At 38.3% G+C, this 24,687-nt stretch carries 17 protein-coding genes; 15 read left to right on the top strand and 2 right to left on the bottom strand.

From position 1 onward, the window contains the following. Window positions 1-11 precede the first annotated feature (11 nt). Entirely contained in the window at window positions 12-956 is a 945-nt protein-coding gene (locus J2Z23_RS01780; protein ID WP_057989402.1) for a carbohydrate ABC transporter permease, read from the top strand. 121 nt (window positions 957-1,077) lie between these two features. Further along, on the top strand, window positions 1,078-2,607 hold the full coding sequence (locus J2Z23_RS01775) for a glycoside hydrolase family 43 protein (RefSeq protein ID WP_209973077.1): 1,530 nt from the start codon (window positions 1,078-1,080) through the stop codon (window positions 2,605-2,607). A 182-nt stretch (window positions 2,608-2,789) separates the two neighbouring features. On the opposite strand, the gene J2Z23_RS01770 is transcribed toward J2Z23_RS01775, so the two are convergent. Then, window positions 2,790-3,908: a GntR family transcriptional regulator gene (locus J2Z23_RS01770; protein ID WP_057989405.1), complete on the bottom strand. Its 1,119-nt coding sequence runs from the start codon at window positions 3,906-3,908 to the stop codon at window positions 2,790-2,792. A 368-nt stretch (window positions 3,909-4,276) separates the two neighbouring features. Here J2Z23_RS01770 and araB point away from each other — a divergent pair, with 368 nt between their 5' ends. From araB to J2Z23_RS01710, 12 genes are all read left to right on the top strand, one after another. Then, entirely contained in the window at window positions 4,277-5,944 is a 1,668-nt protein-coding gene (araB, locus tag J2Z23_RS01765) for a ribulokinase (RefSeq protein WP_057989407.1), read from the top strand. Window positions 5,945-6,140: 196 nt separating this feature from the next. Continuing rightward, a complete protein-coding gene (gene araD / locus J2Z23_RS01760) occupies window positions 6,141-6,836 on the top strand; it encodes an L-ribulose-5-phosphate 4-epimerase (RefSeq protein WP_209973075.1) in 696 nt (231 codons plus the stop codon). A 54-nt stretch (window positions 6,837-6,890) separates the two neighbouring features. After that, entirely contained in the window at window positions 6,891-8,375 is a 1,485-nt protein-coding gene (gene araA, locus J2Z23_RS01755; protein WP_057989412.1) for an L-arabinose isomerase, read from the top strand. Between the two features lie 488 nt (window positions 8,376-8,863). Next, on the top strand, window positions 8,864-10,351 hold the full coding sequence (locus J2Z23_RS01750; RefSeq protein ID WP_057989414.1) for an alpha-N-arabinofuranosidase: 1,488 nt from the start codon (window positions 8,864-8,866) through the stop codon (window positions 10,349-10,351). A 13-nt stretch (window positions 10,352-10,364) separates the two neighbouring features. Then, complete coding sequence (locus J2Z23_RS01745) at window positions 10,365-10,628, top strand: hypothetical protein (RefSeq protein ID WP_057989416.1); 264 nt, start codon at window positions 10,365-10,367, stop codon at window positions 10,626-10,628. Between the two features lie 93 nt (window positions 10,629-10,721). Beyond that, a complete protein-coding gene (gene arfA / locus J2Z23_RS01740; RefSeq protein WP_064468073.1) occupies window positions 10,722-12,230 on the top strand; it encodes an arabinosylfuranosidase ArfA in 1,509 nt (502 codons plus the stop codon). 318 nt (window positions 12,231-12,548) lie between these two features. Further along, window positions 12,549-15,503, top strand: a complete 2,955-nt coding sequence (locus J2Z23_RS01735; protein ID WP_064468074.1) for a lipocalin-like domain-containing protein — start codon at window positions 12,549-12,551, stop codon at window positions 15,501-15,503. A gap of 98 nt (window positions 15,504-15,601) precedes the next feature. Next, the gene (locus tag J2Z23_RS01730; protein ID WP_209973072.1) at window positions 15,602-16,774 is read left to right on the top strand and encodes a sn-glycerol-1-phosphate dehydrogenase; all 1,173 of its coding nucleotides are present in this window, start codon (window positions 15,602-15,604) and stop codon (window positions 16,772-16,774) included. Between the two features lie 299 nt (window positions 16,775-17,073). Continuing rightward, a complete protein-coding gene (locus tag J2Z23_RS01725) occupies window positions 17,074-18,372 on the top strand; it encodes an ABC transporter substrate-binding protein (protein WP_209973071.1) in 1,299 nt (432 codons plus the stop codon). An 81-nt stretch (window positions 18,373-18,453) separates the two neighbouring features. Then, entirely contained in the window at window positions 18,454-19,173 is a 720-nt protein-coding gene (locus tag J2Z23_RS01720) for an ABC transporter substrate-binding protein (RefSeq protein ID WP_209973068.1), read from the top strand. 113 nt (window positions 19,174-19,286) lie between these two features. Then, on the top strand, window positions 19,287-20,435 hold the full coding sequence (tnpB, locus tag J2Z23_RS01715) for an IS200/IS605 family element RNA-guided endonuclease TnpB (protein WP_209973105.1): 1,149 nt from the start codon (window positions 19,287-19,289) through the stop codon (window positions 20,433-20,435). Next, on the top strand, window positions 20,356-21,054 hold the full coding sequence (locus J2Z23_RS01710) for an extracellular solute-binding protein (protein ID WP_209973066.1): 699 nt from the start codon (window positions 20,356-20,358) through the stop codon (window positions 21,052-21,054). Before tnpB ends, J2Z23_RS01710 begins: the two co-directional genes overlap by 80 nt. Window positions 21,055-21,318: 264 nt before the next feature. Here J2Z23_RS01710 and J2Z23_RS01705 read toward each other — a convergent pair whose 3' ends face one another. Further along, entirely contained in the window at window positions 21,319-23,028 is a 1,710-nt protein-coding gene (locus J2Z23_RS01705; RefSeq protein WP_057989424.1) for a heparinase II/III family protein, read from the bottom strand. A 304-nt stretch (window positions 23,029-23,332) separates the two neighbouring features. Between J2Z23_RS01705 and J2Z23_RS01700 the strand changes: the two genes are divergently transcribed. Further along, window positions 23,333-24,622, top strand: coding sequence for an ABC transporter substrate-binding protein (locus J2Z23_RS01700; protein WP_209973064.1), 1,290 nt, complete (start codon window positions 23,333-23,335; stop codon window positions 24,620-24,622). The last annotated feature ends 65 nt before the right edge of the window (window positions 24,623-24,687 follow it).

Here is a 24,687-nt window from a genome sequence, read left to right as displayed (position 1 = left end):
GAGTGTGAAACATGAACTATAATAATTTTACTTCAATAGATCATTGGAAAAAATGGTTATGGGCGACAATTCGTTTTGTTTTAATACTTGGATTATCCTTTATCATTTTGTATCCAGTTCTCCAAAAGATATCAACTGCTTTCAAGCATAAAAGTGATCTTTATTCACCAAATGTGATATGGATTCCAGAAAAATTTTCAATTGATAATTTTAAAGAAGTTACGAGAGTTATGGATTATGGGGCAACATTATGGAACACAGTTTCATTATCTTCCATTACCACAATTTTAACCGTAATTTCTTGTGCTTTGGCTGGGTATGGCTTTGCTAGATTAAAATTCAGAGGAAGTAACATATTATTCGGCGGGGTCATACTCACGATCCTTGTACCACCAACGACAATCCTTATACCCATATATATGAATTTAAAAGATTTTACTTTAATGGGAATCATTCCGCTCATTACGGGTAAGTCAGTAAACTTGTTAGATTCATATTGGCCGTTTATTCTGACATCGATAACTGGGAACTCCTTAAAAGCTGGTTTGTATATTTTTATATTTCGCCAATTTTTTAGAGGTATTCCCAAAGAAATTGAGGAGGCTGCCTATATTGATGGCGCAGGAATTGGGAAAACCTTTACTAGAATTATGATACCAAACGCCCTGCCGGCAGTGATTACGACGACTTTATTTTCCTTTGTTTGGCAATGGAATGACAGCTTTTACACCACAACTTATTTAACTTCCAGTAAGGTAATGTCAACACAACTATCGTCTTTACCTTACAATTTGGCCATCCGATTAGAAGATGACACATCTGGGGTGGACCCATTTTATCTAAGCATGGTTCAAGATACTGGAATATTACTATCCATTTTGCCTTTAATTATCATTTACCTATTTGTCCAAAGATACTTTGTTGAGAGTATTGAAAGAACGGGAATTGTAGGATAATGCAGAGGGTTACGGATACAACGGTTTAGTAGCTATTAGAAAAATAGAGACGAATAAAAAGTACTGATAGTTTCATTTATTAATTTATGAAGAACTAGAACTTTTGTTAGGAGATAATAAATTGAGTAAAACAAGAATCAACAATCCAATACTCTGGGCGGACATACCAGATGTAGATCCAATCCGTGTTGGAGATACTTATTATATGGTGAGTACAAGTATGCATGTTATGCCGGGCTGCCCGATTATGAAGTCAAAGGATTTACTTAATTGGGAAATTGTTAATTATGTCTATCACACTCTAGAGGATAATGATGCGCATAACTTAATGAATGGAAAAGATATATATGGAAAAGGTTCTTGGGCTGCAAGCCTGAGAGAACATAAGGGGTTATACTATGTTTGTTTTTCCAGCAATGATATGCAGCGTTTTTATATTTTTAAAACAGATGATATTGAAAAAGGTAAGTGGCAACGTTCGGTAATTAATGGGGTATTTCATGATCCTAGCTTACTTTTTGATGAAGAACGTGTTTTTGTTATTTATGGGAATGGAGAAATTTTTATTACAGAACTGACAGCGGATGTAACGAGAATTAAACCAGAAGGAATAAATCACTTACTTTTAGAAACAGAAGGAGAAGGAATCGGCTTGCGTTGTGAAGGTTGCCATGCTTATAAGATAAACGGGTATTATTACTTGCTTTTTATAGAATGGCCCTTAGGTGGAAATCAAAGGAGAAGAGAGGTTTGCTACCGTTCCACAGAGTTGCTAGGCCCCTATGAACGTAAAATTGTGCTAGATGATAATATGGATTATTGTAATCATGGTGTGGCGCAAGGAGGAATTATTGATACCACAGATCAGAGTTGGTATGCCTTATTATTCCAAGATCACGATGCTGTTGGAAGGATACCATTTGTCGTACCCGTAAGATGGGTAAATGACTGGCCTATGATGGGAATAGATGGAAAAGTACCTGAACATTTTGAGGTTGATCTACCTTATACGCCATCAAATCCACTGGTGATTAGTGATGATTTTGATTACAGGGAAAATCAATTAGCTTTAAATTGGCAGTGGAATCATAATCCTGACCACCGCTTTTGGTCAGTTACCGTTAGAGAGGGATTTTTAAGGTTAACAACAGGGAATGTCGTGAATAATGTGCTAGAGGCACGTAATACGCTAACACAGCGTACAGAAGGACCAGCATGTAAAGGGTGTGTGCGTATCGATCTATCTAATATGAAGCCAGGTGATCACGCAGGTTTACTTGCCTTACAAAACACGTTTGGTACAGTTGGTATTCAGGTAAATTCGAATGGCGAAAAGAACGTTATAATGTGTGTAAATAATGGTGAAGGCTTCGAGCAAAAGATAGAAAAAATTCCGTACGTATACAATTGGATTGATTTAAAAATAGAATTTAATTTTGAAAACAGTCTAGATACAGCTAACTTTTTTTACTCTATAGATGGAGAAACATGGAGCAAAATAGGATGCACTTTGGAAATGAAGTATACACTAGATCATTTTATGGGGTATCGCATTGGTTTGTTTAATTATGCAAGTCAGGAAACGGGTGGTTACGCAGATTTCGATTTTTTCCATTACGAAAAATTGATAGATGGGATAACGCAAATCTGAACTTTTGTTTGATGTTATGTATGAATTTCCCTATGAAATTACTAAAAATAAAGAAAAGCTAGAAGTGAAATTATATCAAGTAAAGGGAATAGTGCTAAAGGCGTACGGTGAAGAGTTCTAAATTGTAAATAAGAAAAGAATGGAAAATAGCCTTGAGATTGGGTTCTCAGGCTATTTTTTTACTAGTTTCTTGTACGAAGCGAACGTGTTGACTCACGAATAACTAATTCAGGTTCGTAAGTTACATTTGGTTTTTCAAATGTATCAGGCTGTTCAATTGCTTCAACTATCCACTTGGCGGCATCTATACCTAATTGGACTTTCGGATGATTAATAGACGTAATTTTGATCTCTGATGCTTCAGCAAGAGCTGAATTATCATATCCAATAATGGAAATGTCATCAGGAACTCGATAGCCTTTACCCTTAAGAATATGAATGATCTTTAAGGCAATTTCATCATTATAACAAACAATTCCTGTTGGAGTTTGTTCTGGATCGGCCAATAACTTTTCAATTTTTTCTTGCAAAACATTCGGTAATTCTTCAGTTGTATAGGAAATAACCGTTTCATTTTGGAATGGTATCCGATGGTTTCGAAAAGCATTGATAAACCCTTTCATACGATAAATCCCTTGTAAGTCATCTGTTTTAAAAATCCCAATGATCTTGTCATGGCCAAGCTCAATCAAATGTTCTGTTGCTAATAATCCTCCTTTTTCATCGTCCATTAAAATATAGGGAGGATTCAATTGAGAATAATATTGATTGATCATTAAATAAGGAATGTTTCTTTGTTCCAACTCCAAATAATATGGAATATTGGGGTTATAACCACTACTTTTTGTTGGTTCAATGATAAGTCCATCGACATTTCGGTCCAACATTGCTTCTAAGCATTGTCTTTCTTTTTCAACCTCATTATTTGTGCTAGAAATGAATAATGAATAGCCTTTTGATGTAAGATAAGATTCCATTCCCCTTATAATCGCTGGAAAAATATAGTCAGAAATATAGGTTGTAATAATCCCAATATTTTTACCAGAAATTGTTGGCTTAGCTATGGTTGGAGAAAGAGTCTTAGCTGGTTTTGCAATAAATGTTCCTGCTCCCTGCTCTCTATATAGTAAACCTTCATGAACAAGCTCCCCAATGGCTTGTCTAATTGTATGTCGACTCACTTGAAACATTTTAGAAAGTTCATTCTCTGAATAAATTTTATCTCCAGGTTTGACTTCTCCAGTTTCTATCCATTCTTTAATTTTATTTATCACTATAATATATTTTGCAGGTTGTCCCATAAAATCCTTGCCTCCAAGCTGTTCTTCCGTTCTTTCCCAGCGGGAAACGATATATTACAATCATTTCATCTAGATTGTACTGACAATTTATAATGAAAAATCCTTGCACTATTGAAGGAAATGCGAAGGGGGTTACTATCTATATGAAATAAAAGTATCATAAATAAACAAAAAAGGAAAGCTAATATATTGCCTGATCCGTACATGTATAAGAGATTAAGCAAAATTTTTGTTTTTGTATTGAAAAAAAATCGAGACATGATAGAATGTAAAGTGAGTTATACGTACAAGTGTTATAAGATATGAATGAAAACAATTTATCGTACTATATTTAGAGAAACATAATTTTAAATGTAAGGGTGAGAAGATTGGCAAAATATTCGATTGGTGTAGATTATGGAACCCAATCTGGTCGAGCGGTTCTAGTGGAAATTGGTTCTGGTCGCGAGATTGCGACTTCGGTTAAAGAATATACCCATGGTGTAATGGATGAGTATTTACCAGGGGGAAAGAAAAAACTTGAGGATGATTGGGCATTACAACATCCTAATGATTATTTAGAAGTGCTGCAAGTGACGATCCCATCTGTCTTAACGAAAGCGAATGTGTCGGCAGAAGATGTGATTGGCATTGGGATTGATTTTACGGCTTGTACGGTCCTGCCAGTGAAAAATGATGGTACACCGCTATGTATGATTGATCAATATAAAGATGAACCACATAGTTATGTAAAATTATGGAAACATCATGCAGCACAGGATGAAGCAAATCGTTTAAATGAGCTCGCTGAGGAACGTGGAGAAGACTTTCTAAAGCGGTATGGTGGCAAAATCTCTTCAGAATGGATGTTTCCGAAGGTTTGGCAGATTTTGAATGAGGCTCCAGCAATTTATCAGGAAGCAGATCAGATTGTAGAGGCAACTGATTGGGTGATTTCTCAGTTGACAGGTGAAATCAGACGAAATAGTTGTACAGCGGGATATAAAGCAATTTGGCATAAACAGAAAGGGTATCCATCTAAAGAATTCTTTAAAGCATTGGATCCACGATTAGAAAATGTAGTCGAAGAGAAATTATCTAATGAAATCCATTCAATCGGCTCTAAAGCTGGAGAAATTACGGCTGAAGCAGCTGCTCTAACCGGTCTTAAGCAAGGAACTGCCGTTGCAGTAGCGAATGTTGATGCACATGTTTCCATTCCTGCTGTTGGTATTACGGAACCTGGTAAATTACTGATGATTATGGGAACAAGTACATGCCATATTTTACTAGGGGAAGAAGAAAAGATTGTTCCTGGCATGTGTGGGGTCGTAGAAGATGGTGTGTTACCTGGATTAATGGGATATGAAGCAGGACAATCCTGTGTAGGTGACCATTTTGAATGGTTTACTGAAAATTGTGTCCCTGCCGCTTATGAAGAAGAAGCGAAAGAAAAAGGAATGAATATTCACCAATTATTAACAGAAAAGGCTAGCAAACTACAACCTGGTGAAAGCGGTCTACTAGCATTAGATTGGTGGAATGGAAATCGCTCCACCCTCGTAGATGTAGATTTAACAGGTGTATTGCTTGGAGCAACCTTGCTTACAAAACCAGAGGAAATCTATCGGGCCCTTATTGAAGCGACTGCCTATGGAACGCGAACAATTGTGGAGGCTTTCCGCAATAGCGGTGTTCCTGTAAACGAAATTTATGCATGTGGTGGGATTGCAGAGAAAAACGCGCTCATGATGCAAATTTATTCTGATGTCTTAAATTCAGAAATTAAAATTTCAGCCTCTTCGCAAACCCCTGCACTAGGATCAGCCATGTTTGGTGCAGTCGCTGCTGGGAAAGAGCGTGGTGGTTATGACAGTATTACTGATGCAGCTGAGGAAATGGGCCGCGTAAAAGAAGAAACATTTAAACCAAATTCCGCTAGTGCAAAAATTTATAACCAGCTTTATGCGGAATATGAAACCTTATACAACTATTTTGGTCGGGGCGAAAACGATGTAATGAAACGACTAAAAAATCTTAAAAAGCAGAATATCTAATTAAAAAGGTTCAAATTAAGGTGTAAATGGATGAACAGCTAAGTTCGTGACATCTTGACGGGAGTCCTAAGCACAACATTCTGTTGCTTTGCTTGTGTTATTTCTACTTGTATGTCCTAATATGTCACATCTTAGTTGGTTCGTCCCTTCAATCTCCTTTTTAAAAGAGATATTTTAATAGATTGGAGGAGATAGCATGCTTGAGGAATTAAAGCAGAAAGTATTAGAAGCGAACTTACAATTACCCGAATATGGGCTTGTTACTTTTACATGGGGAAATGTTAGTGGGATTGATCGTGAAAAAAGACTTGTTGTTATTAAACCGAGTGGTGTTGCTTATTCAGAATTGAAGGCTGATGACTTAGTCGTTTTGGATTTAGATGGAACTATTGTGGAAGGGGATTTACGGCCTTCTTCTGATACACCTACACATCTAGCACTCTATAAAGCTTTTAAAGATATTGGTGGGGTTGTTCATACGCATTCACCATGGGCGACAAGTTGGGCACAAGCGAAAAGGTCAATACCAGCTCTGGGAACCACACATGCCGATTATTATTATGGAGAAATTCCCGTGACACGCGCCTTATCTCAACAGGAAATTGAACTAGCTTATGAGCTTGAAACAGGGAATGTCATTATTGAAACGTTTGAAAAACTGAATTTAGATCCGAAAGCGATGCCAGGTGTCCTTGTTGGAGGGCATGCTCCATTTAATTGGGGGAAGGATGCTCATGAGGCTGTCCATAATGCGGTGGTGTTAGAAGAAGTCGCTAAAATGGCCTTACATTCATTCCAACTCAACCCAAATGTCGAGCCATTGGATCAATACTTATTAGATAAACATTACTTACGTAAACATGGCCCTAATGCCTATTATGGGCAAAAATAAATGGGCTTCTGCACGTCTAGAATATAGCGAATAGGAACAGGAGAGTGAATGATTATGTTGAAGGTAAAGGATTATGAATTCTGGTTTGTTACAGGTAGTCAAGATTTGTACGGTGAAGATGTTATAAGACAAGTTGAGGAGCATTCTAGAAAAATGGTTGCTGGTCTTGATGAGGATCCAGCTGTAACATATAAATTGGTATTTAAGTCAGTTGTAAAGGAAGCAGATTCTATTCGTAGATTGTTTCTTGAAGCGAATGCAGATGAAAATTGTGCGGGAATTATAACGTGGATGCATACTTTTTCCCCAGCAAAAATGTGGATTGCCGGCTTAAATGCCCTAAAAAAGCCGCTCTTACATCTACATACACAGTTTAATCGGGATATTCCATGGGATAGCATTGATATGGACTTCATGAACTTAAACCAATCTGCTCATGGTGACCGTGAATTTGGTTTTATCGGCAGTAGAATGAATATTAAGCGAAAAGTCATTGTAGGACATTGGGAGAACGAAGTGATACGTGGGCGAATCGGGAGCTGGATGCGTACAGCAGTTGCTGTTTCCGAAAGTCATACTTTAAAGATAGCACGTTTTGGTGACAATATGCGCAATGTAGCTGTCACGGAAGGTGATAAGGTAGAAGCGCAAATCAAACTTGGCTGGACCGTCGATGGATATGGTGTTGGTGATCTAGTCGAAAGAATAGAAGCAGTATCTGAACAAGACATTAATCGACTTATGGATGAATATGCGGAAAAGTATACGATTGTACCAGAAGGCCTCCAAGATGGTGCGGTGAAGGAGTCTATTCGTTATCAAGCCAAATTGGAAATAGCTTTAAAGGCCTTTTTAGAAGAGGGTGGTTATACAGCATTCTCCAATACATTTGAAGATTTACATGGGATGCATCAACTTCCAGGGCTTGCTACACAGCGCCTAATGGAGCAGGGGTATGGCTATGGGGGTGAAGGCGACTGGAAAACAGCTGCTTTAGTTCGTCTTATGAAAATCATTGCTGACGGAAAAGATACATCTTTTATGGAAGATTATACGTATCACTTTGAGCCTGGTAATGAAATGGTACTTGGTTCACATATGCTTGAAGTTTGTCCAACCATTGCTGAAGCAAAACCTAGAATTGAGGTGCATCCATTAGGGATTGGTGGGAAGGAAGATCCGGCAAGACTCGTCTTTAATGGACATGAAGGAGCCGCTTTAAATGCTTCTATTATTGATCTTGGCCATCGTTTCCGCTTAGTCATTAATGAAGTAGATGCTGTGAAAATTGAAAAAGATATGCCGAAGTTGCCTGTAGCCCGTGTGCTTTGGAAACTTCAACCATCGATGTCACAAGGAGCTGAGAATTGGCTTATGGCTGGTGGTGCTCACCATTCTTGCTTTTCCTATCGGGTGACAACTGAGCAATTAAAGGATTTCGCGGATTTATTAGGAATCGAATCGGTCCTCATTAATAATGACACGAAAACACCTGCTTTTGAAAATGAACTACGCTTGAATGAACTTTTTTATAAATAAAGCTTAGCCGCTCATTAGGAATTCATAATGGTAAGAGCGATAGCTTAAATGAAGCTGGGACAAAGTCTTTTTCACTAAAGGAAATAGCGAACTACTATTCGTGTATATAATCCACTATGGAAATATCCTTCGATTTTCGCGGGTGGCTGGCAGCCTTGGGTCAATACGACCTTGGTCACAAGCCACCTCCCGCAGCTAAGGGAGTACATTATTTGTCTTTGGAATTGAAAACATTTTAGTTATGTCCCTGCCTCTACTACAATTATTATTAGAGCGCTTACCATTATGGGTATACAGTTGATTGTTAAAAGTTGTAGGCAGACTAGTTGTATAGATTCATTCTATAACATATAAAAATCTTTAATTAATAGAGTCAATTTCATAATTGCTTATAAATGATCAATACATTAGCGTGACAGGTGAGATCCCGCAGGCTAAAATCTCTATTATGAAATTGATTCAAATAGTAAAAAAGGGAGAGAAGAGATATGAATAACAAAGTTGTCATTAATACTGATGTTGAAAAAACAAAGATTAATAAAAATATATATGGTCATTTTGCAGAGCATCTAGGCCGTGGTATATATGAAGGAATTTGGGTTGGAGAAGATTCTCCTATACCTAACACCAATGGAATTAGGAATGATGTACTTGAAGCATTGAAAAATATCCAAGTCCCTGTACTACGTTGGCCAGGAGGATGCTTTGCGGATGAATATCATTGGAAAGATGGGATTGGTCCACGAGAAGAAAGAAAAAGAATGGTGAATACCCACTGGGGTGGTGTTGTGGAGAATAACCATTTTGGCACACACGAGTTTATGATGCTTTGTGAGATGCTAGGTGCAGAGCCTTATATTTGTGGGAATGTTGGAAGCGGTACCGTCCAAGAAATGTCGGAATGGGTTGAATACATGACCTTTGATGGTGAATCTCCGATGGCAAATTGGAGAAAAGAAAATGGCCAACCTGAACCATGGAAATTAAAATATTTTGGAGTAGGGAATGAAAACTGGGGATGTGGCGGAAATATGCGTCCTGAATATTACGCTGATCTCTATCGTCGTTATCAAACGTATGTCCGGAATTATGGGGATAATAAGCTGTACAAAATTGCTGGTGGTGCAAATGTCGATGATTATCGCTGGACAGAAGTATTGATGAAAAATGCTCATTGGCTGATGGATGGATTAAGTCTTCACTACTACACAATGCCTGGTGAATTCTGGACAGGTAAAGGTTCAGCAACTGATTTTCCTGAAGAAGAGTGGTTCATAACCTTACAAAGAGCACTTCATATGAATACGCTGATTACGCGACACAGTGCCATCATGGATCAGTATGATCCAGAAAAGAGAATTGGCATGATCATTGATGAGTGGGGAACTTGGTTTGATCCAGAGCCAGGTACAAATCCAGGGTTCTTATACCAACAAAATACCATTCGTGATGCACTTGTGGCTGGTTTACATTTCAATATTTTCCATGAGCATGCTGATCGTGTGCAAATGACCAATATTGCCCAAACAGTTAATGTGTTGCAAGCGATGATCTTAACAGAAGGTGAGAAGATGCTCCTTACTCCAACTTATCATGTGTTTGATATGTTTAAAGTGCACCATGATGCTAGCTTACTTCAAGTAGACGGTCAATTTGAACAGTACCAATTTGGTGAAAAATCGTTGCCGCAAGTAAGCGTTTCTGCTTCAAAAGATAAGGATGGCAAAGTTCATATCAGTCTATGTAACTTGGATCATAAGAATGAAGCAGACCTTAATCTTGAGCTACGTGGTTTAGAACTATCCGCAAGCAAAGTAAGTGGGAAAATCCTTACTGCTAGTGAAATGGACGCCCATAACACTTTTGAACAGCCTGAAAACGTGAAACCAGTTGAATGGACAGATGTAAAGATTGAAAAGCAAAGCCTTGCGGCAAAACTGCCAGCTATGTCTGTGGCCATTTTAACATTGGAATAGGAGAACGATGTTAGTGAAATTACTTTGTAAAGGTTGTACGGAAAGTGTCATCGTTCCCAATGAATTAGTGGAGGATATGTTGCTGGATGCCAAAAAGAAAGGCCTAAAAATGGTCTCGAAGAAAAGCTATAAAGATAGATTACGACAATGTGAAACTTGCCCGGCACTTCAGTATGGAACAACTTGTAAGTACAGTGGGGGTCTTGTTCAATACAAAGCAAAAATGCTAGGTGGCACTTGCCCTTGTCCAGCAGGGTCTAAATGGATAGGAGCATAATAAGGCTTGATTTTTCGGGCGTTCCACACGCCCGGAAAATCAACCCTATCTAAGAGTAGACCAACAATTTGAATATAGAAAGGGAGAGAAGCAATGGGTAGCAAAAAAGCAAAAATGATTGTGGAGAAAGACTTTAAAGTCTCAGAAGTGGATAAGCGAATTTATGGATCATTTGTTGAACATCTTGGGCGGGCAGTTTATGGCGGTATTTATGAGCCAGACCATCCGACTGCAAATGAACAAGGCTTTCGACAAGATGTTATTGAACTTGTCAAGGAATTGGATGTTCCTCTCGTTCGATATCCAGGAGGGAATTTTGTTTCCGGTTACAATTGGGAAGATGGCGTAGGTCCGAAAAAGGATCGTCCTCGTCGGCTTGAACTTGCTTGGAGGACAATTGAAACGAATGAAATTGGCACGAACGAATTTATGGATTGGGCCAAGCTCGTTAACGCTGATGTAAATATGGCTGTAAATCTCGGAACAAGGGGCGCTGATGCTGCTCGTAATCTTGTAGAATACTGTAACCATCCATCAGGTACATATTATAGTGATTTACGGCGTTCACATGGTTATCAGGATCCTCATAATATTAAAACATGGTGTTTGGGAAATGAAATGGACGGACCATGGCAAATGGGTCAAAAAACAGCAGTAGAGTATGGGCGGATTGCAAACGAGGCTGGAAAAGTGATGAAGCTTGTAGACCCAACAATTGAACTAGTTGCTTGTGGAAGTTCCAGTCGGACAATGCCAACATTTGCGGATTGGGAAGCAACCGTCCTAGACCTATCTTATGATCAAGTCGATTTCATCTCGCTCCACCAATACTATGGAAATCGGGATAATGATGTTGCCAATTATTTAGCAAGAACTTTAGAAATGGAAGACTTTATCCAATCAGTTATTTCGATTGCTGATTATATTAAAGCAAAAAAGCGTAGCAAAAAAACAATCAATCTATCTTTTGATGAATGGAATGTTTGGTACCATTCTAATGAGGCTGATCAGAAGATCGAGCCATGGTCGATTGCACCACCGCAATTGGAGGATATTTATAATTTTGAAGATGCCTTATTAGTAGGGTCAATGTTGATTACGCTCTTAAAACATGCTGACCGCGTGAAGATTGCTTGTATGGCACAGCTTGTTAATGTCATTGCACCGATTATGACAGAAAATGGTGGATCGGCTTGGAAACAAACGATTTTTTATCCTTATATGCATGCTTCTAAATATGGAAGGGGCACAGTCTTAAATCCAATTGTCTCAAGTCCAAAATATGATAGTAAAGATTTTACAGATGTTCCTGTATTAGATACAACGGCTGTCTATAATGAGGAAGAAGAAGAATTAACAATCTTTGCCGTGAACCGTGACCTTGAAGATCGTCTGCAACTTGATTGTGATATTCGTAATTTTGCAGGATATAAGATTGTTGAGCATATTGTGCTTGAAAACGAAGAGCTGAAGCAAGTCAATACAGCGGCAAAACAAGCTGTTACACCACATACCAACGGAGATGCAACTCTAGATAACGGTCAAATTTCAGCCACCTTGCCGAAATTGTCTTGGAACGTCATTCGTCTGAAGAAGGCATAAAAAACAGTCATGAAAGAAAGTCATAATCCAAACATGGAAAAGTAAGAAGCCGTGTCTCTTGTATATAAGGCGGTGTGAGCGAAGCTATTTAGTTTCGTGATTGTGGTGGACTTCCGATCAATTTTACTCATTATGTTATGAATAGCAACCTTCTAGCATAGCTTTGCCCCTTTTCCAAAAAAAGAGAGAGGATATGCTCCTCTCTCTTTCTTTGGGAATTTGATAGCTTATAAGAAAATCCACTTATTTAACACCTTCTAGTAAAACTTCATCCTTGCGATCACTTCCAAAGATATAAATGAATCCAGGAGGAAAACCATGGTATTGAAAAATAAGATAACAAGCTTATTGTTTTGTGGACTTTTGTTTACATTGTTGTTCCATTTTCCAGTCGTCATACAGGCTGAAGATGATCCGGAATTCCAAAATGTCTCTGTCCATGACCCTTCGATTATTAAAGTTGAAGATATGTATTATGTGTTTGGTTCCCATATTGAGGCAGCAAAATCATCTGATTTATTAAACTGGACGCCTTTCACAAATGGATATACAACCCCAGGAAATGTTTTATATGGTGATCTTTCCGCCAATTTAGCGGAATCATTTAAGTGGGCTGGTGAGGATGATTCCGATAGTAAAGGAGGCTTTTCTGTTTGGGCCCCGGAAATTTTTTGGAATGAATACTATGTGAATGAGGATGGATCGAAGGGTGCCTATATGATGTACTATAGTGTTTCATCTACCTATATACGTTCAGCAATAGGTTATGCGGTCGCAAAAAATATTGAAGGGCCTTATACATATGTGGATACGCTTATCTATTCTGGTTTTACGAAAGAGGAGGCCTATGACACTGATAGTACTGTGAATAAAAAATGGACGAATACGAACATCAATACATTGATCGAACAAAATATTTTGTCTAATGAGAATCCCGAATGGTTCCATCAGGATGGCTCTTACAATAACCAAATATATCCCAATGCAATTGATGCGAATTTGTTTTTTGATAAAAACAAGAAGTTATGGATGACATATGGTTCTTGGTCTGGTGGCATATTTATCCTTGAGATTGATAAAAAGACTGGTAAGGTGATCTATCCGGAACAAGATGGACAAACGAAGGATGGTCGACTGGTGGATCAATATTTTGGTACAAAAATATCAGGGGGGTACGGTAAATCGGGGGAAGGCCCATATGTTTTGTATAATCCTAGCACAGACTATTATTACTTGTATGTCACCTATGGGTGGTTAGCCAGTGATGGTGAATATAATATGCGAGTCTTTCGCTCGAAAAATCCGCAAGGTCCTTATGAAGATGTGAAGGGACAAAATGCTGTACTACAAGGAAATCAGGATCACGCTGAAATTGGTAATAAGTTGATAGGACATTTTCTTTTTGAAAGAAGGACAGGTGATCCTGGATCAGGTATTGGCTATGGGTATATATCGTCAGGGCATAATTCTGTATATCTTGATCCAGATACGGGTCAGCAGTTTTTAACCTTTCATACACGATTCCCTCAAAGAGGCGAAGAACATGAATTACGTATTCATCAAATGTTCATGACTGATAATGGCTGGCCAGTTGTCGCCCCTTACCGCTATACAGGGGAAACGTTGGAGAAAATTGATCGGCAAGAAATCGTGGGTAATTATCAATTTATTAACCATGAAAAAGACAATTCCAAACAGCTCAAAAAAGCAATAACAATCACTTTACAGGAGGATGGAACAGTTTCAGGAGCCGTAAAAGGCGGCTGGGAAATAAAGGCAGATTATACAGCCACTTTAAAAATTGCAGGAAAAGAGTATAATGGTGTGTTTTTAAAACAGTGGAATTCAATAGCTGGATCGAAAGAAATGGTGTTCACCGCTCTATCTAATGAGGGAAAATCGATTTGGGGAATACGAAATATAGATCAGAATGATAAAGAAATTGTTGAGCGGATCAAAAATGAGCTAGACCTTGGGGATATAAGCGAAGTCACTTCTAATCTTTTATTACAGACAGAAGGGATCTCTGGAGCGAAAATTTCTTGGGAATCCTCCCATCCGAAAATTATCTCAACGGAAGGGGAAGTGAAGCGCCCTGCTGCAGGGGAGAAAGACCAAGAAGTGACTTTAACCGCAACCATTGCCAAAGGAGAGGCAAAAGCAACTAAAAGCTTTACCGTGACAGTATTAGCTGAGATGGAAGGGAAGTTAGTTGCTCATTACTCATTTGATGGTGATTTAAAAGATTATACAGATCAGGTAGAGGCTGGAAAAGTGGTGGGCAGACAAATCAATCTTCCTGGGGGAACCATCACATTTAGTGATGGAAAATTCGGTCAGGCAGCTCAATTTGATGGTTCCTCTGGAATTTTACTGCCACAGGGGCTGATTTATGATCATGCTTATTCCGTAAGTGTATGGCTCAACCCTGAGGAATTAACGGAATTCACAACAACCTTTTTCGGTGCCCAAACAGAGAAACAATGGGTTAGTCTTGTACCACAAGGACCCGTAAATGGGGACACAATGGTTTGGTCAGGGGAAGAGTGGTTTGATGGGAATACAGGAATGACCATACCTACTGATGATTGGACCCATCTCGCTTTCACAGTTGAAGAGGGAAAATTGAATGTCTACATTAATGGGGAAAGGAAATTCTCTGATAGCGGGTTTCCCAATGTTTTTACATCCAAAAAATCTATATTTAGTTTAGGGATAAACTATTGGGACCAAGCATATAAAGGATTAATGGATGAACTATTGATTTACAATGGCATTGCATTGTCAGCGGAGGAAATAGCTACTTATGTTGAGACAGGAGAAATCCCATTACAAACGATCACAATGGATATATCAGAATTGGAAAAATTAATTGAGACAGCTAAACAATATTCTAATGAGGATAGGCAATATACAACAGAATCCTTTCAAGCTCTCCAAGAAGCAATTAAGGAAGCCGAATCTTCTCTGCAAACTATCGAATCAGAAGAAGATTTGCAGAAAGCCGTTCAATCTTTAGAGACTAAGATAAATGGATTGAAGCTAGTTGAAAAGGAGCAGGAGGAGCTAGAGAAAAATGAGGAGAAAACAGTTATTCCCGTCAAAAATAAAAATCAGCCAAATAAAGAGCTAGCACTGGAAGATGTAAAAATAGGGGAAGGGAAAGTGTTACCTAATACAGCCACTTTTATGTATTCTGGCATGGGAATTGGTGTGTTGCTGTTGATAAGTGGTATAATATGGTTATTTATACGAAGGCCAACAAAAGGGTGATTCAAATGGTATGAACCTGTTGTTGCGCACTTCTCTATGCTCTTCTTGTACTCTTGTTACTATGAAAAATATGAAACTAGAAAAAAGGGATGACAACAATGGATACAGAAAAAGTAATCGAGTTAGTCAATCACGCCGGGCAAAGCTGTTCCTGCTCCCATGAACATCACCCAGTTACAATTGAGCAAATTACTGTAAAGCAGAATGCTTACGAACAATTATCTTCGTTTTTAACCGAAAAAAAGTATAAAAATCTTTTATTGATTGCGGATAAAAAGACATTCGCTGCCACAGGAAAGAAAGTTGTCACATACCTAGAGGAATTAGCTCTATCCTATAGAATTTGTTTAATTGAGCCTAATGAAATTGGGGATGTGGTCGCAGATGAACAAGCAATTGTTCAGGCTTTATTAGAGATTCATAATGAGGTTGACTGTTTGTTAGCTGTTGGTTCCGGAACGCTTCATGATATTACAAGATTTTGTGGTGCGAAGACAGGGAAACCGTTTATTTCGATACCAACAGCGGCTTCTGTTGATGGTTTTACTTCGCTTGGCGCTCCACTTATTATTAAAGGTGTGAAGAAAACCTTCCCAACTGCCTCACCAATTGCTTTATTTGCCGATATTGAGGTGTTAGCGGCTGCCCCAAAAACAATGACAGCAGCTGGTGTTGGCGATATGATGGCTAAATTTACATCTTTAGCGGATTGGAAATTTGGTCATCTTATGCAAGGAGAACCATACTGTCCTCTGGCTGTAGAAATTACAAAAAATGCATTAGATGACTGTATGTTGGCAGTAGATAAAATTGCTAGAGAGGAAGAAGAGGGATTAGAAATTTTAATGAATGCCCTTATTCAATCCGGATTAGCGATGTTAATGTTTGGGCAATCTCATCCAGCATCTGGTGGAGAACATCATTTATCCCATTACTGGGAAATGGAGTTCCTTCAGAAGAATAGACGCCAAGTTTTACATGGAGCGAAAGTTGGTGTTAGTACAATTTTATTAACTACTCTTTATTCCAGTTGGTACCAAGAAGGAAAGCTTCTTCCGAGCGATTCAGAGCTGACCAATGAAGTACAAAACATCATTGAAGCATTACCTCATGTTAATGATCTTACTGGAATCATGGAACAATTGGGGGGACCAACCGTTCCTGAACAATTAGGGATTGAAGCGGATCTTTTAGAAAGAAGTTTAAAGGAAGCATATTTATTAAGGGATCAGCGTTTTACAATGTTAAAGAGTTATAATGTCGACCATTAAATTTACATTTTCAATTATCAATAAAATAACAATAAAACAATTTTACGTTGTGGGGAATCATATTCTCACAACGTTTTTGCTTGGGTGGAAATGGAACCTTGACAATACTTAAGTTCATAATTGCGTATTTAGACTTGAAGATAGAATTCTATGTAAATTCATAAACGAGTCAAGAGCCGCATACATATCATAAAAATTGATTTGCGATAGGAGTGATTAGAATGACATAATCAATTATTGTATTTTTTGAAACCGATTTCATAATAGGGAAAATACTTCGATTATTTAAGGAGGGAGTTATGCTGAAATTTATATTAAACAGTCGTATTTCTCTGTTGTTTAGTTTATTTCTCTGCTGTTTGTTCGTTTTTTCTGGATGTACCTCGAAAGAGAAGGAAGAGGTTTCGAATGATGGTGAGCCAGAACCAATAACCTTAAAGATCCATTTTGGAGAAGATGAGAATTTTATTCAATCATTTATCAAACCTGCGGAAGAAAAATATCCCCATATTACTTTCGAGCATGTAGAAGGCAGTTATGAAGAATTAAATGCGGCTGGGAGTACTCCTGATATATTGTTCCACTGGAATAAAGGGGGATTAGCTGATGTGGAGGAGTACGAATTAGCGTATGATATGACAGATCTAATTGAACAGTCTGGTTTTGATATTTCTCGATTTGATCCCAATCACTTGGCAGAATGGCAAGCTGCAGCCAATGGGGAAACATGGGCACTGCCGATTATGACTAGCCGCTTTGCACTTATGTATAATAAGGATATTTTTGACTTATTTGGTGTTGAATATCCTAAAGACGGAATGAATTGGGAAGAAGTAGTAGATTTGGCAGAAAAGGTGACAGGCGAAAGAAATGGTACGGAGTATCAGGGGCTTTATATGCCAAAACATGAAGCACCGATTTTTTGGACGGTAGGAAATCTTGTTGATCCAGAAACGGATCAACCGATTTGGCCAGAGGATGAGCAGATTAGGGAATATTTCAGCTTATATAAACGGGCTTATTCTATTCCGGGTAACCCCTATATTCCAGAACACTGGGAAGAAGGTGGCTGGGTTGAGTTATTTGAACAAGGAAAATTAGCAATGGCGGCACAGTTTTTCGGAGCGCCGAATCCGGAAGCAAATATAAATTGGGATATTGCTACTTATCCAGAGCCTGAGAATGGTGTTCCTTCTAGGGGCTGGGCGTTAGGGATAAGCGCAACCAGTAAACATAAGGAAGATATTATGAAAGTGTTTGACCTTTGGTTTTCTGATGAGCAGCTATTAAATAATACCTTTATAAGAGGGCCATTATATGTTCCGTATCTCCATCTATATGAAGATGGATCAGCATTAGAAAAAGCTATAGAGAGGGATGGAGAGATCTGGGAAAACCGTAATATGGATGCCCTATATTCCCTTCCTGTTGCCGATCCTCCACAAGAGACATCGGATTATAATGAAGGCGCAATGGGGGCAATTGATGGGGCGTTATATGAATTGGTCACCGAGGACCAAATTGATTTGAATACTCTCTTAAGGGAAAAATATGAAGCAGAACAGAATCGTATTAAGGATGAAAAAGGAAAAAAATGAGTAAATGGCTAAGGCCTTTCACCAACTTAAATAGAGACTGTTTTCAGAAGAATACACCTATTAGGAGGGGGTAAATTAAGAATGGGGGATGGGAGAGAAGAAAAACAATGGAGTTCGTTAGTCTGGATTGGCTTGATTATTGCCGCTACTTTCTTGTTATACGCATGCAATAAAACGAATGAAAAAGTATTAAAAGAGGATCATCTTACAGATGAAGCTAATAAAAATACAGTCGTAAATGATGAACCTATTACTTTATCGATTGGCTGGTATCAAGGGGATGAATATTGGGATGAATTTGTCCAAGATTTAGGTGAGGAGTTTCCTCATATTACAATCGAAAGAGTTGATGGGCAACCTCGTGACCGAGAAAACCTGGAAGAGTGGATCTTGGGTGGCAAGATTCCAGATATTCTTTCATTAACAACAAATGAGTTTAGTCTATTTACGGAACTTGAGTTAGCTTATGATTTAACTAGTCTTTTAGAAGAATCAAGTTATGATCTAACTCGTTTTATGGAGGGAAATATTGACCATATACAAATGTTTTCTATCAATAATGGCATACAAGCCCTTCCATTTCAATCTCCTCGCAATGTAATGTATTACAATAAAGATATATTTGATATGGTTGGAGAACCATATCCTGAGGTAGGTTTGACTTGGCCCGAAGCCGTTGAATTAGCTAGGAAATTAACAATTGAGCGTGATGGTGTTCAATATAGGGGACTTGATATTGGCGATGCATTTTTAGGCCAATTTATCATTCCCGACAGAAAACCCCCACCTCTAGGAATGTGAAGAGCACAACTCAATGAGTAGGTGGGGGGATGAATGGCGGTTGGCGGTAGCCAAAAGAACGAACGTATGTTATAATTAGGAACGTATATTCCTAATTGAGTGAGGTGAATGTCATGCTTGTTCATAAAGCGTATAAATTCCGTCTTTATCCAAATAAAGGACAGAAAATTATGATTGCGAAAACGATCGGATGTAGCCGTTTTGTCTTCAATTATTTCTTGGATCAATGGAATACAGCCTACAGGGAAACAGGAAAAGGATTAACATACGGTTCTTGTTCAACTCAATTAACCCAATTAAAAAGAGGGCTTACCTGGCTAAAAGAAGTCGATAGTATCGCTCTTCAATCATCTTTGAAAAACCTCGCAGATGCTTACTCACGTTTCTTCCAAAAGCAAAATAAAGCCCCACGATTCAAAACGAAAATGAATCAAATTCAATCATACACCACGAAACAGACCAATGGTAATATTGCTGTTGTAGGAAATAAGTTAAAATTACCTAAATTAGGACTCGTCAAGTTTGCTAGAAGTCGTATAATACACGGCCGAATTGTAAGCGCTACAGTTAAGGAAACTCCAAGTGGGAAATATTATGTTTCCATTCTGGCGGAAACGGAAGTGCAGCCTTTCCGCAAAACAGACTCCGCTGTTGGGGTGGATGTCGGTCTAAACGATTTTGCTGTTCTTTCCAACGGACTGAGATTTCCCAATCCTAAATTTTTCAGGACCTTGGAAAAGAAATTAGCGAAAGAACAGAAGAAACTTTCCCGCCGAAAGGAACTAGCTGTTAAAAGAAAATGCAAACTAACTGAGGCTAAAAACTACCAAAAGCAACGAAAAAAGGTATCACGAATCTATGAAAAAATGGTCAATGCACGTCATGACTACCTACATAAAATCTCCACGATGATGATCAAAAACCACGATATCATCGGTATAGAAGATTTGCAGGTGACAAATATGTTGAAGAATGAAAGATTAGCAAAGGCCATTAGTGAAGTGAGCTGGTCACAATTTCGTTCCGTGCTTGAATACAAAGCCAAGTGGTATGGAAAACAATTGGTGATTGTTGCAAGGAATTTCCCGTCTAGTCAGCTATGTTCCAATTGTGGGCACCAAAACAAAGAGGTGAAGAATCTCGCCGTACGTGACTGGATTTGCAAAAAATGTTACGTACATCATGATCGGGATCTCAACGCTAGTAGGAATCTTTGTCAAGAAGCAATACGACGAACCGCAGGAACTGTGGGGATCGCCTAATAAAGTAACTGGCGGTTACGCCGGTGTTCTTAGGAATCTCCCACTTCAACCAGCCCGAAAGGGCGGTAAGTGGCGAGAGGTTCAATGGTATTCCAACTGGGATGCCTTTGTTAAAGATCAAGTGGTTGCAATGACACCCCATCCATTTAGCTCAGATGCTTTAAAGGAAGCAAATGAGGCATTTACAAATTGGGGGATTACGACAATACCAGAATTTGAAGATTATCCAGGAGTGGCAGGCGGAGGGGCATGGACATACGGTATTTCGAACACAAGTGAACATAAGGAGGCTGCCTTTGAAGTATTAAAATTTTTGCTGGCAGATGAACAGCTTGTGAAATATTACAGTATCTTTGGAGATATTTCAAGGTTTCCATTGGATAGTCCTAGTTTAAGAGAAGAAGTTGAACCTGATCCGATTTTTGAGAATGTGGATTATGATATCTTATTTGCGCAGGAATTTGCTGCTCCCATTGCAAGATCTGAATTTGAAAATGAGATTAACCGTAATGGTATCTTTGTTGATCTTGTGAAATCAGATCTTGATGTCAACACCTTTATTAGAGAAACAGAGGAAAAAATCACTAGTATTGTTGCAGATTTAAAAGGGAAAAAGTAAAGTTTCTTTTAGAAAAGAAATGATCTTTTCATTTTAGCTAAAAAAGATATAAGTGACGATTTTACCATGTTAATAGAAAGAGGTTGGATCCTAACTTAGGTGTTTAAATCTAAGACGAACTATCCCACGGTGAAGCATATTTCCGAAGCAAACTTTGCACCAAGTAGTTCGATTTTTTCTTTGGTAAACACGCTTTAGTCAAATCCTCTTTCTACTAACTTGGTAGATTTCTTTTTTACTTTTATGAAGAAGGGATTTTTCTTTTCAGCGCAATTTTTTTAGTCTAAATGTATAACGCCGGGTGTAAAGCTTGCTTTTCTGCTTGTTTTCAAGTTGTGTCAAATATACATTTGTTTGTACGCCATGATGATCGGAATAAGTCTCCTCGTTGAGTTTAGGTGTATCCATATTTTGGTCGAATTCTAAAATTAATTTATTGTACTTCCCTTGCCAAACAATCTGATTGTCTTGTATAGATGGTTTTAAAAGGCTGACAAAGTTTTCAATTACAGTAGCCTGTTCATCTCTAGTAAATTGAATGGTATCTTCCAATATTATATGTTTTGCTTCATCGTTCACGAGCCATTGTCGTTTGAAAGACTCCAAGCCGACCACTTCAGGGTATGTCTCCGCTAACTCAAAGGAGAATTCAGAAATTTGTTCATTTTGTATATGAAACTGAGTGTTACGTGCCCGAAAATCTCCTTCTTTTTGTTCGGTTCCCTGGATGAATGGAATAGAATGTCCGAGCGCTCGATTAGGTAAAAATGTATAGCGCTTATTACTAAAGTAGTCTCTTGTGTATTCTCCAGCTCCTAAATCTGTTAAAAATAACTCATGATGATCGCCAATGATAAAATGACCAATATCATTATGATTATGGCTCTCTCGATTTGTCCCGCCTTTAGCGGAAAAAATAAATTGTTTCTCTACATTACGAATAACAGCCCATTGTGCATCAGGAAAATAATGTTTACAGGAGACCATCTCGTTGCTATTTGTTTCCCTAGTCCAGATTAAATTTCTAAAAAGGGGAGCCCAGCGATAACAGTGATCATCATAAAGTGAACTTGGTTCTGCTACTGGTGGGATGGCCACTCTAAAAGTCCTTTCACAGTAACTAAGTAAGCCGCTTGGTAAGGCTAATTGATTACTAGAATCGGAATAAGGAAGATAATGATCTTTAGAAATCATCGCATAAAATGGGAACTCAGCAATGTTTTTTACTTTTGGATGATTGATATATCGGTCATCCCCGTATAAATGGGTATATTTTTCCGCAAAGTAACAGTAATATCCAAATCCATAGGCCCAATAACCGACACCTTCCGCACATACTCCATCCTCCGCAAAACTCTTTAAATAATAAGCAAACGATGATTCGAGACGATTTAAAATTTGTCTTTGTCTTTCTGAGCGTAGGGGCAAGGCGGATAAAGCGGCTAAACCAATACTGCCGGCAATGACAGAACTCCAGTTGTTTTCTAAACGTTCCCAATGCCAGTCTTGCTTCTCGAATGGAGTAAAGACACGGCGATCAATTTCTTCGGAAATTCGCTGTTTAATAAAGTTAGAGAGTTGATCGCCAATAATCTCGCCAATTTCAGCAAGGCTTTGAGCAGTTTCCGCTGCAAATAAGTCTATTATTTCTCTTCCTTCCTCACTGTAGCAGCGATCTCTAATTGGCATATGTGCAGGCAATGCCCAAGAGTATTCATTACAGATTTGGAAAATAACTTCTTCCAATAGGGGAATGCTTTCTGTGCTTTTTCTTATAAAAATATCTAGAGCCAATATATCTAATTGTTTTCTTCGGGCAAAATATTGCTGCTCAAATGTTAAACGCTCACCTGTTTCGAGAAATTTTTTATAACCTAACAAATCAAGTGGTTCAACATTGTTTTTAACACGATATTTGGCTGCTTCTTCGAGAATTTCATTCGTGAGCTTATCAGCGGTTGGATGAAGAATCATAGTCAATCCCCTTTCTAAAGTAACTAGCAAAATATGACATTTATCGCTATTGACAAAAATTGCCAAATCATCGTAAGCTTTAACTAACTCAGCAGTTATCTTACTATATTTAAGTGAGACGGTCTTACACACATAAAATTGGTACCGGTTCCAATATACTGAAAAAACAGATAGAAGGCAAGTTTATGATTCACTATCATAATACTAAACGTTTTTCATTATTTTGGAACCGGTTACAAAAGAGGAGGTGCAATGACATTTGCTGTGCCAAGAAGAACATCATTTACGGGGGGATTGATCAGTAATGAAGTTAATCTTAAGATTCCGCACTTTACTGCTCTTTAGTATATTATTTTTCAGTATTGCTATCACAACAGGCTGCATATCGAAAACGAAGACTGATTCCGCAGATAATGGTGAGCCAGTACCGATAACATTAAAGGTCCATTTTGGTAAGGATGAGGCATTTATCGATGCATTTATCAAACCAGCAGAAGAAAAATTTCCCTATATAACATTTGAACATGTTGATGGAGATTTAGAGGAATTGATTGCCGGGAAGAAGGCACCAGATATTTTGTGGTTTTGGGACCAAGGTTGGCTTGAACATGCAAGTGAACTTGAGATGACTTATGATATGCGCGAGTTAATTGAAGAAACAGGCTTTGATATTTCGCGTTTTAATCCTAATCAGTTAGCGGAATGGCAGAAGTTTTCTGGTGAAGAATTATGGGTTTTACCCATGAGCTCTGATCGCTTTGCATTAATGTATAACAAGGATATTTTTGACCTGTTCGGCGTAGAGTATCCTACAGATGGGATGACATGGGGAGAAGTTGTTGATTTAGCAAGGGATGTGACTGGTGAAAGAAATGGTGTTGATTATCAAGGATTGTATATGCCTAAGTCGGGATCTCCGATTGCTTGGACAGCAGGTAATCTACTTGATCCTGAAACAGATGAACCACTTTGGACAGAAAATGATGTAGTTAGAGAATACTTTGAATTATATAAAGAGGCTTATTCCATTCCAGGAAACCCATATATTCCTGAACATTGGGAAGAGGGGGGATGGGCTGAATTGTTTGCCCAAGGGAAATTAGCAATGGCTCCACATTGGTTTATGCCGCCAAATGAAGAAGCAAATGTAAATTGGGATATTGCAACATATCCGGAGCCCGAGAATGGCGTTCCAGCTGGAGGATGGGCGATGGGAGTTAGTTCAACAAGTGAATATAAAGATGAGGTAATGAAAGTCTTTGATTTCTGGTATTCAGATGAACAGTTAATGAACAATACTTTTATAGGAGGACCACTTTCCTTACCATATGCTCATTTATATGAAAATGGTTCCGCGATAGAAAAAGCTCAAGAGCTTGATGGAGATATATGGGAGAATCGGAATATGGAGGCGCTTTTCTCACTACCAGTAGCAGAACCACTTGAAACAGTTTCAGAATTTCAAGATGAGGATATTGTTTATAATGCTTTATATGAATTTGTCCATGAAGATCAGCTTGATTTAAATACTCTGTTAAGAGAAAAATATGAAGAAGAGTTAGTTCGGATTGAAGAAGAAAAATCAAAAAAATAATACTTGAACAATAGTAACGTAAATAAGTTGGTTCCTAGTTAGTTTCGAGGAATATTACTTGGAGG

Source organism: Lederbergia galactosidilytica (assembly GCF_017873565.1).
GTDB classification, from domain to species: Bacteria; Bacillota; Bacilli; order Bacillales; family Bacillaceae_C; genus Lederbergia; species Lederbergia galactosidilytica.
This window is presented reverse-complemented; position numbering and strand designations above follow the sequence as displayed.

Excerpts from the sequence above, each read along its gene's own strand:
- J2Z23_RS01780 (WP_057989402.1), top strand. The coding sequence starts at position 12 with ATGAACTATAATAATTTTACTTCAATAGATCATTGGAAAAAATGGTTA.
- J2Z23_RS01770 (WP_057989405.1), bottom strand. The coding sequence starts at position 3,908 with ATGGGACAACCTGCAAAATATATTATAGTGATAAATAAAATTAAAGAA.
- araD (WP_209973075.1), top strand. The coding sequence starts at position 6,141 with ATGCTTGAGGAATTAAAGCAGAAAGTATTAGAAGCGAACTTACAATTA.
- araA (WP_057989412.1), top strand. The coding sequence starts at position 6,891 with ATGTTGAAGGTAAAGGATTATGAATTCTGGTTTGTTACAGGTAGTCAA.
- J2Z23_RS01750 (WP_057989414.1), top strand. The coding sequence starts at position 8,864 with ATGAATAACAAAGTTGTCATTAATACTGATGTTGAAAAAACAAAGATT.
- arfA (WP_064468073.1), top strand. The coding sequence starts at position 10,722 with ATGGGTAGCAAAAAAGCAAAAATGATTGTGGAGAAAGACTTTAAAGTC.
- J2Z23_RS01735 (WP_064468074.1), top strand. The coding sequence starts at position 12,549 with ATGGTATTGAAAAATAAGATAACAAGCTTATTGTTTTGTGGACTTTTG.
- J2Z23_RS01730 (WP_209973072.1), top strand. The coding sequence starts at position 15,602 with ATGGATACAGAAAAAGTAATCGAGTTAGTCAATCACGCCGGGCAAAGC.
- J2Z23_RS01725 (WP_209973071.1), top strand. The coding sequence starts at position 17,074 with ATGCTGAAATTTATATTAAACAGTCGTATTTCTCTGTTGTTTAGTTTA.
- J2Z23_RS01720 (WP_209973068.1), top strand. The coding sequence starts at position 18,454 with ATGGGGGATGGGAGAGAAGAAAAACAATGGAGTTCGTTAGTCTGGATT.
- tnpB (WP_209973105.1), top strand. The coding sequence starts at position 19,287 with ATGCTTGTTCATAAAGCGTATAAATTCCGTCTTTATCCAAATAAAGGA.
- J2Z23_RS01710 (WP_209973066.1), top strand. The coding sequence starts at position 20,356 with ATGATCGGGATCTCAACGCTAGTAGGAATCTTTGTCAAGAAGCAATAC.
- J2Z23_RS01705 (WP_057989424.1), bottom strand. The coding sequence starts at position 23,028 with ATGATTCTTCATCCAACCGCTGATAAGCTCACGAATGAAATTCTCGAA.
- J2Z23_RS01700 (WP_209973064.1), top strand. The coding sequence starts at position 23,333 with ATGAAGTTAATCTTAAGATTCCGCACTTTACTGCTCTTTAGTATATTA.